The following is a 15,736-nucleotide window of genomic DNA, read 5'->3' as shown; positions in this document are numbered from 1 at the left end:
AAACAAAAACGCCGCCCATCGGGCGGCGTTTTGTGCGTCTGAAAGCGGTCAGCCGATCAACTGGCTGAGCGCCATGGCGACAGTCATGTCGCCTTCGACCTTTATCTTGCCGGTCATGAAGGCCATGGTCGGGTTCAGGTCGCCAGATATCAGCGAATCCAGATCGTCGAGCGAGAGCTTGATGGTGCAATCGGCGGGCGCGTCTGTCGTCGAGATGGTTGCGCCGTCGATGACGATGACGCCATCGCCGCCGGTGTCGAATTTCACGGAACGATCGAACCCGCTGTTCGCCACGCGCGACTTGATCTTCTCGGCAATCTCCTGAACGCTCACGCTGTTCTCCTTGTCTGGTTGGTCGCGCAAAGGCGCTTAAATACGGCTTAAGTCGCCATGCCGCCTTTTTCGCGATCACGGCCGCTGCCGCATATAGCTTTGAGTTGACGTTTACGTCAACGCGAATTCGGGTGGTTGGTTCCTATCGCCGCAGCGGATGACATCCCGGAATGACCAGGGCAGCGGCGCGCCGGACAGCTCAATGTTCCTTGAATGCCTTGGTCATTTCCGCTGCCGTCTCACTTTTCTTGCGGCGCAGCCAGTTGTCGCGGATTTCGTCCTTGCTCAGGAAATTGACCTGATCGATCAGAACCTCATGCACCAAGGTGGCGCCGACACGGGTGTTGACGGTATCGCGGATCGCGGCGCGGAAGGCATCGAGATCGATCGTCGCCTTCTTGGTGAAGTCGATCTGCGGATTGGAATAGAGGTAGCTATAGACCTGGTCGGTGATGAGCGCTTCCGCCGGAATGGACAGCTTCTTTATCTGCTCGGGTTCGACCGTGTAGACAAGCTTTGTCAGGAAATAGCCGCCGATCTGGGAGTCGCGGATCAGCGGTACCGAAATGATGTCGGTCTTGACATAGTCGAGGCCGCCCAGCATCGGTTTCGGCGTCTCGCCGACACCAGCCTCGCCGGCCGCCTGGAACGAATAGAACACGGCGCCGAGCGTGGCGGCGCAGATCCAGACGGCGATGGCGATGACCTTGATCATCGGGCCTTGTCATTCCCTTGCGATGCGAAGGCGGCACTGCCCTCTTGCCTGAACATTGTGCTCGGCATCATGTCTTCGCCCAACCGAACTCGCCGGCGGAGTACGTGCCGTCGGTTTGCGAGCGCTGGATGGCGTGGCGCAGCAGGGTGGCGACTTCATTGACCGCGCTGAGGTGCGCCAGGATCGCCGCCTCGTTCTTGGCCAGCTTCTGGCGCAGCCGGGTCAGGCCCTCGCGGTGCTGTTCGAGGAATTCGGCTTCGCTGCCGCCCTTCATGGCGCGGGTCAACTCGTAGAGATAGCGGCTCTTGCGGGCGTTCGACGCCTTGAGATCATAGTTGGTGGCGTTGCGGATGCCCGCCGTCTCTTCCTCGACCACTTCCTCGATGCGGCCGATGATGGCGGCGAGGTTGCCAGGCCGCGCGGACGGGATCGGTGCTTCGGACGCGGTCGTGCGTGCTGGCAGGTTGGCGGTGAATTCCGAAAAATCGGCCATGAAAATCCCGGTCTGGTTAGATTGAACTCGGATACGCACTATCTCAGTGTTTAAGCATGATCTTTCCCAAGCCGGCTCCCGGTTTGGGGCCTGCCCTAGATCTTGATGTCTGTCTTGATGGCGGTCTCGTCACCGGTGATCGACCGCGCCGCCTTGCGCTGCAATTCGTGGACCAGCGAGGTCGACAGGCTGTTCTGTTGATCGATCTCGGTCTTTTCAGGCCCCCCCGAAACCGGACCGACCGGCATGACGCGCTTGCCCTCGAGGTAGTGGTCGGCGAGCATCGACTTGGCGATGCCAATGCCGCCGCGTTCGGCCATGACGTCGGCCACCCGCTCGGCTAGCTGCGATTTCCACATGTCGCCGGCCAGGCCCTTGCCGTAGACGCCTTCGGTGTCCTTGGGCAGCATGTTCTGGATGAAGGTCTGCAGCACCATGGCCTCGAACTTCTTGAACTTCTTGGCCGGGTCGGTTGCCGCGGCGGCCTTGTCGGCGGTGGCCCGCGACAGGATCGAGCCGGCATCTACCGAAGCGGCGGTGTCGACCGAAAACGTCCCGGCAGCACCACCGGCGCGCTTGGTCAGCGCGGCACGGGCGGCCTCGATGTCCGTCGGGTCGACGGCTCGGGCCACATCCATAACGATGTCGCTGGGTGGAGAAATCGCCAAGAAAGTCCGCCTTTTATCGGTTTTCCTTAGCCAGACCATGCCTCAACAAGCTTGTGGCAGGCTTGCGCGGCGGGAGAGGCAGAATGCAGGCGTGTGTCGTTGGTTTGCCAGGCGCTGACTATGGCCATCGCCAAGTTGCTACTCGGACGTCGCGTTTGGGCCGGAAACAGCAGGTCCGCTTGTGGTGCCGGGAAGAACGATCTCGACGTTAGAACTCAGGATCCGATGTCTGAGTTGATCCAGGACAAACCTTTGGCGGTCGCTCGGTGGTCGCTCTGCTTCGGCACCACCGCGGACATTCGAAACCATGATGTTTGACTAGCTTGAGATGCAATGCGCTCCAGGACGGCACAGCCAAGCGGCGAGTCAGGCCGAGAGCCGCCACATTCGCACACGACCTGTACCGCGCAATTCCGTTTCCGCGAGTGGGTCGCAGGCAAATTTTGGTCCAAGCAGTTTGTGAGTTGCATCCGAAATACGGATTTCGTCGGGCTCCGCTGACGTTTGAATACGTGCGGCGAGATTAACGGTCTCGCCCCACAGGTCATAGGCAAACCGCCTGTTGCCTATGACGCCCGCGACGATTGGTCCTGAGTGAATTCCAATTCTGAGTCTCAGCCGTTCTCCTGCGAAGCGTTCGCGCTTAACCGCCTCCCGCAGTTCAAGTGCATAGTGGGCAAGGGCTTCTGCATGATCGGATCGCGCGGTGGGCAGGCCAGCGACCACCATCACACAATCGCCGATGGTCTTGATCTTTTCGCAGCCGTATCGTTCCGAGAGTTGATCCGCCGCCTTGAAGAAGTAGTTCAAAATAGCGAGCGTGGTCACGGCTCCGACGCTCCGCGCTCTTTCGGTAAAGCCGACGATGTCGGCAAAAAGCACACTCACCTCTGCGTGGTTGTCTGCAATTTGCTCGTGTGCTTTCAACCGCTCCGCGATCGACGCCGGAAGAATGTTGAGGAGTAGGGTTTCGGCGCGCTGGTATTCACGCGACAATCCCTCTTGGCTCTCCCTCAACGCCTCGTTCATCGATTGTAGTTTCTCGTTGAGTTGACGCTCCCTCTCTTGCAGAAGGGTCATTTCATAAGCCTTCTGTTGAAGCCGCTGCCTATTGTCGCGTTCGGCAGTGGTGTCAAGAAAGAGCAGCCACACGCAGTCATTGTCAGCAAAAAGATGAAGGTCCGCGACACGCCCATTGGGCAGTTCGACCATGGCCATATGATATGGAAGCTCCGGGGAAGGCAGCAAACCTTCCATGAATTCAAGCTGATCGGCAACAGGCTGACCAATGCGAAGCGATGAGAGTCCGTAATGTTCAACGTTACCGCCCTTTGCAGCTATGCAAAGCAGGGCGTCAATTTTCAGATATGCGATAGAGTGCTCATTGTAGAAGAAATTATAAATCCAGCTTCCGACTTCTTTCGGCAATCTATGCATGGTCTATTTGGTAACCATCGAAGCAAGCTGGCGAAACGCATCATCAACAGATTCTCCGGAAAGCGCACTTGTTAGATAGATTTGCCATCCAAGTTGCCGCAGTCCGTCAATCTCACTATCCGATATTTCCCACCGATCGGCCAAGTCGGATTTGTTGAACAGCAATACAAACGGCATAGCGCCGAATTCGGCCTCGACCCGCTCGCGCAGTGTGAGTGCCGCGGCAAGAGTAGCGGCGCGGGTTCCATCGACGACAAGCACAAGCCCGGTCGCACCTCGCACATGGCTGACGCGGAATGAGCCGATATCGTCTTCGCCGGCCAAATCCCACAAAATCAGGTCCACGGTTTTGTCCGGGAGTGCGACACTCTTCTTGTCGATTTTCACTCCCACCGTGGTCAAGTAGGTTTCTGAAAAGATGCTTTGCACAAACCTGCGAACCAGACTCGTCTTTCCGACAGAGAACCCGCCCAACATGCAGATCTTTTTTTGCAACATCTTGGGCTCCGCCCTATTCCAGGTTTACCGTAACCGAAACCCGGCGATTGGTGGAGCTACCAGTTTGACTATTTTCAGGCACCACCGGCTCAAAGGTGCCCGCGCCCCGAACCAGCAGCAGCTCCGGGGCGACGCCGCGCCTGTTGAGAAGCGCACGAACCGTCTCGGCGCGGGCAGCGCTGATCGACACGTTGGCCGTCTCACGGCCCGTGCCGTCCGAATGGCCGGTCAACATGAACCGCGCTGTTACGCCTGACTTGCGGGCACTTTGGGCGAATTCCTTTAATTGATCCGCCAATCTGTCGAGAACCGGCGTCTGCTCTGGTCCTGGCACAGCTTTGCCGGAATAGAAGAAAATATCGGTTGCCTGGATGGCCTCTCTCAACTGATTGAGTTCTGCAAGGTTCAGCTCTCGCAGCTGTGAGACATCCAGAACCACTCCGTCCGCCGAAAGTTGTTCGGCGGCGGCCCGCGCCCGGTTGATCCAGCCGGCGGGAGCCTCACCCTCGGCAACGATGCGATCCTTGACGATCGAAAGTCGTACTGAATCCGGCGGGGTCAGCGTCGCCGTCAGCCGCTTCACCACGAACTTCGGATCAAGGCTCTGATAGAATTGCCACTGTGAATGAACGCGGGCAGGATCAACCCCCGTTCCGGACAGCAGAGCTTGCGGGTCGGCGGCAAGCGGGTCTCTCAGACCGGAAATGTAGAAATGTCCGCCCTTCGCCGTTTGTTGGGCGACGATGATTCCCGATTGGGCCTCAAGTCGCGACACATAATATTGCCAGTGCTCCGTCGCGCGTGCATCGGGGCTCACATCACGAACCTTGGAGATGTCGAATTCCGGTCCGCCTGCCGAAAGCTGTCGGGCCGCTGCGCGCGCCCGATCTATCCAGGTGTCGGGAGCCTCACCCTCGGCAACGATGCGATCCTTGACGATCGAAAGTCGTACTGTATCCGGCGGATACAGCGACGCCGTCAGTCGCTTCAGCACGAACGCCGGCTCCAGGCTCTGATAGGATTGCCACTGCGAATGAACGCGGGCGGGATCGACCTGCGTTCCGGACAACAGCGACTGCGGGTCGGCGCCAAGCGGGTCTCTCAGGCCGGCAATATAGAATTGGCCATCGCGTATCTTTTGTTCGGCAACGATGATGCCCGGCTGGGTCTCCAGTCGCGACACATAGGCCTGCCAGCGCTCCGCCGCGCGTGCATCGGGGCTCACATCACGAACCTTGGAGATGTCGAATTCCGGTCCGCCGGCCGAAAGCTGCTGGGCGGCGGACTGCGCCCGATTGATCCAGGTATCGGGAGCCTCACCCTCGGCAATGATGCGATCCTTGACGATCGAAAGTCGTACTGTATCCGGCGGAGCCAGCGACGCCGTCAGCCGCTTCAATACGAACGCCGGTTCAAGACTCTGATAGAATTGCCACTGCGAATGAACGCGGGCGGGATCGACCTGCGTTCCGGACAACAGCGACTGCGGGTCGGCGCCAAGCGGGTCTCTCAGGCCGGCAATATAGAATTGACCATCGCGTATCTTCTGTTCGGCAACGATGATGCCCGGCTGGGTCTCCAGTCGCGACACATAGGCCTGCCAGCGCTCCGCCGCGCGTGCATCGGGGCTCACATCACGAACCTTGGAGATGTCGAATTCCGGTCCGCCTGCCGAAAGCTGCTGGGCGGCGGCCTGCGCCCGATTGATCCAGGTGTCGGGAGCCTCACCCTCGGCAATGATGCGATCCTTGACGATCGAAAGTCGTACTGTATCCGGCGGAGCCAGCGACGCCGTCAGCCGCTTCAACACGAACGTCGGTTCAAGGCTCTGATAGAATTGCCACTGCGAATGAACGCGGGCGGGATCGACCTGCGTTCCGGACAACAGCGACTGCGGGTCGGCGCCAAGCGGGTCTCTCAGGCCGGCAATATAGAATTGACCGGAGCGTGTCTTTTGTTCGGCAACGATGATGCCCGGCTGGGTCTCCAGTCGCGACACATAGGCCTGCCAGCGCTGCCCGGATTGCCAGGAAAGAAAGAACCAACCGCCTGCCGGAATCAAAAGCAGCAGGACTGCAGCCACTACCAGCCACGGAAATCCCTGGTTTGATTCCTCCTGCTTCAGCTCAACGCACGTCTGTAACTGCGCCTCTACGCCGGCCAACTGCGAACTGTCGCCGTCAAACTCCTCTAAAACCTGGGAGTATTCCTCATGGATACGAAGCAATACATCGCGAACTATTTCATGTAATTCCTCTGGCGGATTTCCTCGGATCACCGAAACCAGGGTCGCAAACTGTCCAACTTCCGACCAGAGACGAAGGTCGCCAAAACGGATAGTATCAAGGCTACTCTGTTCTTTCTCGTTAAATGAGTCTTTCACAAAATCTTGGATTGCACTAAGCATCGAAGAAATTAGTTGAGGATCCTCGCTCGTTACATTGTCGGCGGTCACATGCGCTATCAAAAGCCCCGAATTGCGGCTAATGAGAAAGGCATGTTCTACACGATAGACAAGAGAATGCTTCAGAACAACTTCCGAGAAGCTGGCGCCAGTTCTCCAGGATTCAAATCTCCACTTGAGCCCATGCCAGGTAAATATATGTCGTAAAGTTTCATTCAGCGACTGAAAGGTCTGGTCGATCTTTTCCCCGATCGACTTGCGAATTGCCGGCAGAAACACCGGGTATAAGATATCCGTCAGCGTGCGCGGGCTCTTCTGGATCGACCGTTGCACAGCCCTCTCGACAGCTGGCGCAAGGGCCTCGCCGAGTTGCGCATGAGGCGCCCGTGCGGCCGCACCGGGAAGAACGTCGCCCACTGCTGCCGCAAGCTGCTCCGGTTCGCCCAGCAGATGCGTAACTCTTGAAAGCTCGGAAATTTCGCGGCCGACCAGCAACTGGCGCAGCGTTTCCATGCGAGGATCGGCGGTTGGAAGTCCGTCGAAACGCGCATGATGGTCCGGATCAACGTTCCGGGCAATTTCGACCAAAAGAATAGCCAGAGCCTCGCGATCAATCTCGGTATCGCTCGACGGGGCTCTTTTAGGAAGGTTGATTGGGTCGACGGTCGACGTCAAGTTCCGATCAACTCACTTTCCAGCTACGTTCCGAGTTACTCTTGTTGCCGCCGGAATCCTGATTTATACATTTTGCAACCTCGATAAACAGGCCGGCCAAAAGATTTCTGTCGGTCTTGACGTTGCTGAGATCGGAGAACATTTTCTCCATTAGCATCTGAATGCTTTCATTCTTTTGCTTGATTTCCTCACGCAGCAAATGATCGCTTCGATTTATCCGATCCGCAACGTCGCGCTCAAGCTCGCTCAATTGATCCGACAGCGCGCGCACCTGCTTTTCAAGTGCCTGATTTTGCTCGCGAAGATTCCGGTCAATCTCCTTGTCGGCCTCGGCTCGTGCATCTTTTTCGCTCCGCAATTGCGCCGCGAGCGATTCGACCTGCTTCTTTGCATTTGACTCGTACATTTCAAGATTGCGCTTGGCCTCGGATTCAACATCCTTGAAGCGCTGCAAGAACCGTTCTTCAAGCTTGGAAAAACGGCGGTCATAGTCCTGCATCTGGTTGCCGAACAGCAGGTCACGTATCTTGTCGACACCTACAGCGTCACCCGGGATCCCGGCCTCGCGAGCCTGGGCCGCCGCCATGAAGTTCAGCCCGTTTCCCTCTGCATTACCTATCGGATTTCCCTCCGCCTTACCTGCTGAAGACGCGGTATTCGAAGATTCTTTAGCCATCCTTATGCCCCTCTATTTGAACGCCTGCCACAGTGCAGAATTCATAAACAGGCAAACATGTCAGCAAAATACCCGGCCCGCAAGCCGGAATCGTCTTGACTTATGCCTATTCGTGAGGCAGCCGCGCGCAAATCACCAGATTGACCAGGAGGGCGAGATCAGTTGATCCGGACGCGGGCATATCCAAACCTCCGAACCGGTTTTCGCGCGTAATGTGGCGTCCCGCACTGGTGGTCGGGAGGCTAGCAGGGAGTACCGCCGCCAGCCGAGTGGGGTTGGCGCCGTTAACTGCGCCGGTATCACCGCGGATCGAGGATCGGTATGGCCCCTTGCTTGCGAAACGCCTCATATGACGGCAATAATTTGGTTGCGGGTGGGGGCGACGTGGGTGACGATCGGGTTGGGGGGTAAGCGTCATGGAAATGCTGATGCCCCTGCTTGTGGTCGGGGCGATGGTCTTGATCGTTGGCAGCCTGATTTATCGCGGAGCAAAAGGCATTGCCGGGCTGTTTTCCGGTTCGTCTTCAAAAGGCAAGTCAAACGACGCTCGGGACAGTTCCTCCTTGCCGGTCGGCAAGGCTCGTCAGCGCACGCTGGCATCGTCTGATGCTGCCCAAGCTCCATCACCCAAGCCTACCTCTGCAGCCGAAAAGCTGATCGCCGAAATGCAGCAGCAGGCGAAGAACAGCGACGACCAGCGCAAGGCGACTTTCAAAGCGCATGTCGAGCGCAAGATCCCGCCGATTTCCGTCGATGGCGGCGAAGCGATCGAACGTGGGCAAGCCGCGCGCATTGCGATCAAACACATCTTTCCGCCGCGGCTCCCCCAACGCAGCATGAGCTATTTTGGCGGGCTGCCTATTGTCCCCGACGAATTCGACTGGCCGACCGTTCACAATCGGAAGGGATTGCTCGAGCGCCTCAATTTCATGGCGCAAATCGACTGTTCGGACCTGCCACCGGGACCTGGGCGAGATCTGTTGCCCGAAAAGGGCTATCTCTATTTCTTCGCGCCGATGTCCGACACGTTTGGCGCGGACGCCATGCACTTCGTGACGCGGTATGAACCGCGTCAGGTGACGCAGAAGTGGGCGCCAGTCGACATGCCGTTCACCGCCAAGATTCTGGGATCGGATCCGATGGACGAAATCTTGCGGGGCAAGCGAACTCACTATGATCGGGTCGAGGTCGAGTTTGCCTGGATCGAGGAGCCGACCGACGCCGAAGTCGCGGCGCGTGCGGAGGAAGGTCATGCTTTCAAGGTCGCGGACAAAATTCGGACCGAAAGGGTCGAGGCTTTCTACGGTCCGCCAATCGCCCCCGATCCGCGGCTTTCCGCTCATCATGCGCCGAAAGACACGCTTTGGACGCCGTATCCGGGATTTCCGGCCAATTGGCATTCCGCGCGGATCGTTCGGAAGCTTGTGGAGGCATTTCACCGCGAGGAGACGGCCGATGTCACGGCAAAACTGAAGGCGCTTGGCGATGTTACCGAAGATGATCCGGAGGCCAAGCGGCTACGGGTGGTGCAGCGCGAACTGTCGGCATTCGGCTCGAAGATGTTCAACGCATTCTTTCCGACGGTCAATGCCGGACTGAAGGACTATGACGCACCGCCTCCCGAGGTGAAGCAGCAAATCCTTGCCTTTCTGGAAGACTTGCGCGTCAACGGCATGCCGTCACCTTCGGCGCGGCGGCCGCATCACCGTCAACTTCCGCTGGTGATGAATGATTGGCTTTCAATCGCGGCGATCCAAGGCGCCGAGGGGGGACTGACAGATCCGGGCGGCGCTGCGCTCATAGGCCCCGACGTCGTGGCCGCCCTGTCTCACCGTCACTTGTCGCGTAGCCATCAGATGCTTGGCAAGGGTGAAGTCGTCCAGGTCGCAGCCGACGAGATGAAGGACCGCTATCTGCTGCTGCTCCAACTTGGGCCGGATATGGCGCTCAATTGGACCGTCGGGGAGATGGGGCCGCTTCAATATTGGATTACGCCCGAGGACCTTGCGGCCAAGCGATTCCAGAACGCAATTCTGACAATCGAAGCCTACTGACTGATGTTGGGTCAGTAACCCCTCTGGCCGCCCTGCCACCCTCTCGCGACGATCTCGCCGGCTATCCTCCATGGCGGGATCGGCCCAATAGCAGAATTTCCTTGGCTACTCTTCCTTCCGCTTCTGCGCGATCAGGTCGAGGCGTTCGCGGTCGGAGCGTTCGCGTTCGTCGCGGTTGCGTACATCCTTGTAGGCGCGCTCGACCATGTTGGTGCGCGCGGTTGCCGCGGCGATGAGGCTGGCCTCCTGCCTGGCGCTTTCGAGGCTCGCTTCCTGGCGCCCGACCGCGCTGGCGATGCGGCGATGGTAGAGATCGGGAAACAGGCCGGAGAGGGAATCGGCCTGGTCGAAATGCCCGACCAGATCCCGGGCTTCGGCCTCGGCGGCGCTGGCCGCGGCGAGGAACGTGGCATGACGGGTTTCGTGCAGCGCCTTCAGCTGTTCCTGCACCTTGACCAGTTTCTTCAGGCGGTCCCTGCGGGTGCTCATGGCTATCTAGCCAATGTCAGGTCGACAAAGCCGGCGACGAACAGCGACAGCATGGTGCCGACGGCGAAATAGAAGATGATCATGCCGCCGGCGATGATGAAGGGCTGGGAGATGAAATAGATCGGGATCTGCGGGGTCAGCTTGTTGACGAAGCCGATCGTCAGATTGACCAGAATGGCATAGGCGACAAACGGGCTGCCGAGGCGGATGACCAGGAAGAACGTGTCCGACACCGTGTCGGTGACATCGACGAGTGCGGCTTGCGGGTTGAAGAAGATGTTGACCGGCGCGACCGTGTAGGAAGCGACCAGCGCGCGTATGATCTCATGGTCGAAATCGAAGACGAACAGCATCAGCAGCGCCGAGAACGAGATGATGGCGGCAAGGGCTGCCTGCGGCTCCGGCTCCTCGATCGCCGGTCCGCCGGTGCCGCCATAGCCGATCAGCATGGCGATGGCCGAGCCCATGAAGCGCAAGGCTTCCATGTAAAGCCTGGTCATGGCGCCGATCAGGCCGCCGACCAGAAGTTCCGAGATGATCATCGGCACCAGGATTTGCGGGCGCGGGTCGACGAAGGGAAAGATGCGGTCCCACAGGAAGGCGAGCAGGCCGCCGGTGGCGGCGACCGCCACGAACAGCCTGACCTGGACCGGGACGCGGGCGCTGGACAGGCCGGGCATCAGCATGAAGCAGGCGCCGATGCGGCAAAAGGCGAGGAACGCCGCGATGACGACGCCTTGCGAGAGAACGCTCACGATATGGTCCCGAGCACCCTGATCTCGACGCCCTTGGCGATTTCGACATGGCTGAGCACCGGCAGCGTGGTGAACAGCCGCTCGATGATCATGCGCACATAGGGGCGGGCATCGGGTGCGGTAACCAGCACGAAACGCTCGCCGGCTTCCAGATACTTCTTGATCGCCTTGGTCGCGTCCTGGCCGAATTCTTCCAGCTGGCGCGGATCGATGTCGAACTCGCGCACCTCGCCCTTGGCGTCGCGCTTGAGGCTCTGGTGAAAGGCCAGGTCCCAGCGGTTGCCGAGCCGCAGCACCTTCAGCACGCCGCCCTCCGAGAGGTCGCCGCAGATCTGCTGGGCCATGCGGATACGGACATGTTCGACGATCTGCTCGGTGCGGCGCACATGCGGTGCGATCTCGGCGATCGCCTCGATGATCAGATGCAGATTGCGGATCGAGACCCGCTCGGCGAGCAGCAGCTTCAGCACCGCCTGCAGGCCGGGATAGGAGATGTGCGTGGTGCAGATCTCGTCGGCGAGTTTGCGGTATTCCTGGTCCTGCCGCTCAAGCAGCGCCTTCATGTCCTTGTAGGACAGAAGCTGCGGCAGGTTGTTGCGGATGACCTCGGAGAGATGGGTGAGCAGCACCGACATGTTGTCGGCGAAGGTGTAGTTCTCGCGCTTCAAATCTTCGGCGAAGGTTTCGACGACCGAATAGGCGCGCATGCCGAAGGCTGGCTCGCGGATTTCCTCGCCCGGTATTTCGGGTATGTCGCGGTTGCCGAGCAGCACCATGATCTCGCCGACGCGCATCTGGTATTCGGCCACCACGGTGCCGTGCACCTTGATCTGGTAGCTCTTCGGCGGAATGGCGAAATCGTCGGCGACCCGTACCTCCGGCACGACGAAGCCGTACTGGGTGGCGAATTTCTTGCGCATCTTGGACATGCGGAAAACCAGTTCCTGATGCGACACCAGCAGCCGCGTCGAAAGCTGCTTGCCGATGAGGAGCTCGATCTCGGCGGTGGCGAGCGACGCCTTGACCGAGTTCTTTTCCTCTTCGACCTTGGTCGCCTTCTCCTGGTCCTTGATCGCCTCGGCGGCGGCGACGGCGCGGTTGTGGCGCATCGGAATGACGTAGCCGAGGCCGGCCATGCCACCGGCCAGCGCAAAGAACGGAAACAGAGGCAGGCCGGGCATCAGGCCGAGCAGCACCAGCAGCGATGCCGCAACGTAGAGGGCGCGCGGATGGGCGCCGAGCTGGCCGAAAACCGCCTGGTTTGTCGAACCGCGCGTGCCGCCCTTCGACACCAATAGGCCGGCGGCCAATGAAACGATCAGCGCCGGGATCTGAGTGACGAGGCCGTCGCCGACCGACAACTTGATGAACACGTCGGCGGCTTCGCCCATGCCCATGCCGTGCCTGATATAGCCGATGGCGATGCCGCCGACGATGTTGATGGCGGTGATGATGAGGCCGGCGATGGCGTCGCCGCGGACGAATTTCGAGGCGCCGTCCATCGAACCGAAGAAGGAGGATTCCTCTTCCAACTCGCGGCGGCGCAACTGCGCCGTCTTGTCGTCGATCATGCCGGCGGAGAGGTCGGCGTCGATCGACATCTGCTTGCCGGGGATGGCGTCGAGGGTGAAGCGGGCGCCGACCTCGGCGATACGGGTGGCGCCCTTGGTGATGACGATGAAGTTGACCACGATCAGGATCATGAAGACGATGAGGCCGATGACGAAATCGCTGGCCATCACCAGCTTGGAGAAGCCGGCGATGACATAGCCGGCGGCGTGCGTGCCTTCATTGCCATGCGACAGGATCATGCGCGTGGTGGCGATATTGAGCGACAGCCGCAGCATGGTGGCGATGAGCAGCACGGTCGGGAATGACGAGAAATCGAGCGGCCGCTGGATCCACAGCGCCACCATCAGGATCAGCACCGAAAGCGCGATCGAGAAGGCGAGGCCGATGTCGATCAGAAAGGCCGGGATCGGCAGGAACAGCACGGCCAGGATGATGACGATGCCGATGGCGAAGAAGACGTCGCGGCCGTTCTTGGCCACTGCGCCGGGCTGGATGCTTTCGCTGATCGCCATGTCGTCCCCAATGCCAAGCCCGCCGAGCGCGCGACAGGTTTCAAACCGTAACCGGCCAAGCTTGCGCGAGGGTGGGAGACTGGCTACTGGGCTCGGATCGCCGCTTCCAAAAAGGAAATCCCATGCTTCTGATCATCGGCACCATCCGCTTGCCGCCGGAAAAGCTTGGGGAGGCAAAGCCCGCCATGGAGCGCATGGTTTCCGCCAGCCGCGCCGAGCCCGGCTGCGTCGAATACTCCTACGCGCAGGACGTGTTCGACGCCGGGCTCATCCGGGTCACGGAAGTGTGGAGCGACAGGACAGCACTCGAAGCGCATTTCCGCTCGCCGCACCTTGCGGACTGGCGTGCGAGCTGGCCGGCGCTTGGCATCGGCGAGCGCAATCTCGTGCTCTATGAGGCAGGCGGCCCCAAGCCGACCTGATCGCCCTGCCAGCCGGCTGCTCGACCACCGGCGACGGGCGCTAAGGATCTGGTGCCAGCCGCCGGCGGCGCCGTTTGCGTTCCAGCAGAGGCAGCAACGGTCGCAACCGGCCGCCCATGCCACAATGGCGCCTTGTCTATCGCCATTGTGGTTGCCATGCCGTGTCGCCGGGCGTATCAGGCGGGCTTTCCACTGCCTTTTCTGATGTCGGCGAGCCGCCCCGGTGCTTTCCAGAAACCACAGCGAAGTCTACGCCCGCCGGCTGCGCGCGGTGCTGATCAGGTCTGTGCCGCTGCTTGAGGCTCGCGGCATCGCGGTGGTCATTCTGGCCGGCGTGGTCGGGGCGATGGCGGGCATATTGGTCACGGCGATGAGCCAGATCGTGCAGGACCTGCACGGGCTGTTGTTCGGCGTTCAGCCCGGCGGCCGGCTTTCCGGCATGTTCTCGCTCGCCAATCCGATGCAGGCGCTGATACCGGCGATTGGCGGCATCCTGCTTGGGCTTACGGTGATTTGGCTCAGACTGCGTAAATTCCGCACGCCGATAGACCCGATCGAAGCCAACGCGCTCTATGGCGGGCGCATGTCGCTGACCGACACCTTCATCATTGCCGGCCAGACGATGATCTCCAGCGGTTTTGGCGCTTCGGTCGGGCTGGAAGCGGGCTATACGCAGGTCGGATCCGGCCTGGCGTCGCGGCTGGCGCGTATCTTCCGGCTGCGCCGCAACGATGTTCGAATCCTGGTCGGCTGCGGTGCCGCCGGCGCCATCGCTGCCGCCTTCGACGCGCCGCTGACTGGCGCCTTCTACGGTTTCGAACTGGTCATCGGCATCTACTCGGTCGCCAATGTAGCGCCTGTCATGACCGCCGCGATCTCCGCCTCGCTGACCGCCGAAATGTTTGGCGGCGTGCCGTTTCCGCTCGAGCTTTCGGGCTTGCCGGCGCTGACCGCCGGCCAGTACGTGCCGTTCCTGCTGCTCGGGCTGGTCGGCGGGGCGGCCTCGATCGCCATCATGCATCTGGTGACGCTGATCGAACGCGGTTTTGCCAGGCTGTCGATCGATGCGTCGCTGCGTCCTGTCATCGGCGGGGTCATCGTCGGTTTGCTCGGACTGGTCACGCCGCAAGTCCTGTCCAGCGGCCATGGCGCGCTGCACCGCGAATTCGCGATGAACTACGGGTTGGCCGTGGTGGCCAGCGTCTTCGTGCTCAAGCTGGCGGCATCGGCGATATCGCTGGGGTCGGGCTTTCGCGGCGGATTGTTCTTCGCCTCGCTGTTCCTCGGTGCGCTGCTCGGCAAGGCGTTTGCCGGTGTGATGGCGATCGTCTCGCCGGCAACCGGCATCGACCCCGCCGTTGCCGCCGTCGTCGGCATGACGTCGCTCGCCGTCGGCGTCGTCGGCGGCCCGCTGACGATGACGTTCTTGGCGCTGGAATCGACCCGCGACCTGACGCTGACCGGTGTCGTGCTGGCGGCCTCGATCATGTCTGCCATCCTGGTGCGCGAGACCTTCGGCTACTCGTTCTCGACATGGCGCTTCCATCTGCGCGGCGAGACCATCCGCAGCGCCCACGATGTCGGCTGGATGCGCAGCCTCACCGTCGGCTCGATGATGCGCAAGGACATCAAGACCATCGATGCCTCGACGACGCTGGCGGCCTTCCGCAACGAGGTGCCGCTCGGCTCAGCCCAGCGCGTCATCGCCGTCGACCCTGGGGATCATTATGTTGGCGTGCTGATCGTGGCCGAACTGCATAGCGATCCTTCCGACGGCGAGGTGGCGGTGCGCGATTTTGCCAAGTACAAGGACGCGGTGCTGGTGCCCAGCATGAACGTGCAGGCCGCCGCCGAAACCTTCCAGCGCGCCGGCGCTGAAGAGCTCGCCGTGGTGGAGGATTTCACCGACCGCATCGTGCTGGGGCTTTTGACCGAAGGCCATTTGATGCGGCGCTATGCCGAGGAACTGGACAAGGCGCGCAGGGACCTGTCGGGCGAAGGTTAGAGCAATTCCGGGAAAAGTGTGAAACGGT

14 protein-coding genes are annotated in these 15,736 nt (G+C 60.5%); 3 read left to right on the top strand and 11 right to left on the bottom strand.

Going from position 1 to position 15,736, the window contains the following annotated elements; genetic code table 11:
• Positions 1-48: 48 nt before the first annotated feature.
• The 8 genes from AC1D10_RS27770 to AC1D10_RS27735 all read right to left on the bottom strand — a co-directional run bounded on the left by AC1D10_RS27770 (position 49) and on the right by AC1D10_RS27735 (position 7,899).
• The gene (locus tag AC1D10_RS27770) at positions 49-333 is read right to left on the bottom strand and encodes an SCP2 sterol-binding domain-containing protein (RefSeq protein WP_477277580.1); all 285 of its coding nucleotides are present in this window, start codon (positions 331-333) and stop codon (positions 49-51) included.
• Positions 334-532: 199 nt separating this feature from the next.
• Positions 533-1,048: a hypothetical protein gene (locus AC1D10_RS27765; RefSeq protein ID WP_379102575.1), complete on the bottom strand. Its 516-nt coding sequence runs from the start codon at positions 1,046-1,048 to the stop codon at positions 533-535.
• A gap of 67 nt (positions 1,049-1,115) precedes the next feature.
• The gene (locus tag AC1D10_RS27760; RefSeq protein ID WP_477277577.1) at positions 1,116-1,541 is read right to left on the bottom strand and encodes a hypothetical protein; all 426 of its coding nucleotides are present in this window, start codon (positions 1,539-1,541) and stop codon (positions 1,116-1,118) included.
• Positions 1,542-1,636: 95 nt separating this feature from the next.
• Positions 1,637-2,248, bottom strand: coding sequence for a rod-binding protein (locus AC1D10_RS27755; protein ID WP_477277575.1), 612 nt, complete (start codon positions 2,246-2,248; stop codon positions 1,637-1,639).
• 327 nt (positions 2,249-2,575) lie between these two features.
• Positions 2,576-3,646, bottom strand: a complete 1,071-nt coding sequence (locus AC1D10_RS27750) for an adenylate/guanylate cyclase domain-containing protein (protein WP_477277573.1) — start codon at positions 3,644-3,646, stop codon at positions 2,576-2,578.
• A gap of 3 nt (positions 3,647-3,649) precedes the next feature.
• Positions 3,650-4,144: a Rab family GTPase gene (locus AC1D10_RS27745; protein WP_379102567.1), complete on the bottom strand. Its 495-nt coding sequence runs from the start codon at positions 4,142-4,144 to the stop codon at positions 3,650-3,652.
• A gap of 13 nt (positions 4,145-4,157) precedes the next feature.
• Complete coding sequence (locus AC1D10_RS27740) at positions 4,158-7,223, bottom strand: OmpA family protein (protein WP_477277570.1); 3,066 nt, start codon at positions 7,221-7,223, stop codon at positions 4,158-4,160.
• Between the two features lie 7 nt (positions 7,224-7,230).
• Positions 7,231-7,899 carry a DUF3450 domain-containing protein gene (locus AC1D10_RS27735; RefSeq protein ID WP_477277568.1) on the bottom strand — a complete coding sequence of 223 codons (669 nt, stop codon included), beginning with the start codon at positions 7,897-7,899 and terminating at the stop codon, positions 7,231-7,233.
• A gap of 416 nt (positions 7,900-8,315) precedes the next feature.
• Here AC1D10_RS27735 and AC1D10_RS27730 point away from each other — a divergent pair, with 416 nt between their 5' ends.
• Entirely contained in the window at positions 8,316-9,953 is a 1,638-nt protein-coding gene (locus AC1D10_RS27730; protein WP_477277566.1) for a DUF1963 domain-containing protein, read from the top strand.
• A gap of 105 nt (positions 9,954-10,058) precedes the next feature.
• Here AC1D10_RS27730 and AC1D10_RS27725 read toward each other — a convergent pair whose 3' ends face one another.
• The 3 genes from AC1D10_RS27725 to flhA are packed head-to-tail and all read right to left on the bottom strand — an operon-like array spanning position 10,059 to position 13,281.
• Entirely contained in the window at positions 10,059-10,442 is a 384-nt protein-coding gene (locus AC1D10_RS27725) for a hypothetical protein (RefSeq protein WP_477277564.1), read from the bottom strand.
• Positions 10,443-10,444: 2 nt separating this feature from the next.
• Positions 10,445-11,197, bottom strand: a complete 753-nt coding sequence (gene fliR / locus AC1D10_RS27720; RefSeq protein ID WP_477277562.1) for a flagellar biosynthetic protein FliR — start codon at positions 11,195-11,197, stop codon at positions 10,445-10,447.
• A complete protein-coding gene (flhA, locus tag AC1D10_RS27715; RefSeq protein ID WP_477277560.1) occupies positions 11,194-13,281 on the bottom strand; it encodes a flagellar biosynthesis protein FlhA in 2,088 nt (695 codons plus the stop codon). The genes fliR and flhA overlap by 4 nt, the downstream gene beginning before the upstream one ends.
• A gap of 122 nt (positions 13,282-13,403) precedes the next feature.
• Here flhA and AC1D10_RS27710 point away from each other — a divergent pair, with 122 nt between their 5' ends.
• Positions 13,404-13,703, top strand: a complete 300-nt coding sequence (locus AC1D10_RS27710) for a putative quinol monooxygenase (RefSeq protein ID WP_477277558.1) — start codon at positions 13,404-13,406, stop codon at positions 13,701-13,703.
• 223 nt (positions 13,704-13,926) lie between these two features.
• The gene (locus AC1D10_RS27705; protein ID WP_477277556.1) at positions 13,927-15,708 is read left to right on the top strand and encodes a chloride channel protein; all 1,782 of its coding nucleotides are present in this window, start codon (positions 13,927-13,929) and stop codon (positions 15,706-15,708) included.
• Positions 15,709-15,736: the final 28 nt, after the last annotated feature.

The sequence above is a fragment of the Mesorhizobium sp. P2_A8 genome (assembly GCF_056404935.1).
The sequence above is the reverse complement of the archived record's forward strand: the minus strand, read 5'-3'. Positions and strand labels throughout refer to the sequence as shown.

Excerpts from the sequence above, each read along its gene's own strand:
- AC1D10_RS27710 (WP_477277558.1), top strand. The coding sequence starts at position 13,404 with ATGCTTCTGATCATCGGCACCATCCGCTTGCCGCCGGAAAAGCTTGGG.
- AC1D10_RS27745 (WP_379102567.1), bottom strand. The coding sequence starts at position 4,144 with ATGTTGCAAAAAAAGATCTGCATGTTGGGCGGGTTCTCTGTCGGAAAG.
- AC1D10_RS27735 (WP_477277568.1), bottom strand. The coding sequence starts at position 7,899 with ATGGCTAAAGAATCTTCGAATACCGCGTCTTCAGCAGGTAAGGCGGAG.
- AC1D10_RS27765 (WP_379102575.1), bottom strand. The coding sequence starts at position 1,048 with ATGATCAAGGTCATCGCCATCGCCGTCTGGATCTGCGCCGCCACGCTC.
- AC1D10_RS27750 (WP_477277573.1), bottom strand. The coding sequence starts at position 3,646 with ATGCATAGATTGCCGAAAGAAGTCGGAAGCTGGATTTATAATTTCTTC.
- AC1D10_RS27725 (WP_477277564.1), bottom strand. The coding sequence starts at position 10,442 with ATGAGCACCCGCAGGGACCGCCTGAAGAAACTGGTCAAGGTGCAGGAA.
- AC1D10_RS27730 (WP_477277566.1), top strand. The coding sequence starts at position 8,316 with ATGGAAATGCTGATGCCCCTGCTTGTGGTCGGGGCGATGGTCTTGATC.
- AC1D10_RS27760 (WP_477277577.1), bottom strand. The coding sequence starts at position 1,541 with ATGGCCGATTTTTCGGAATTCACCGCCAACCTGCCAGCACGCACGACC.
- AC1D10_RS27755 (WP_477277575.1), bottom strand. The coding sequence starts at position 2,248 with ATGGTCTGGCTAAGGAAAACCGATAAAAGGCGGACTTTCTTGGCGATT.
- flhA (WP_477277560.1), bottom strand. The coding sequence starts at position 13,281 with ATGGCGATCAGCGAAAGCATCCAGCCCGGCGCAGTGGCCAAGAACGGC.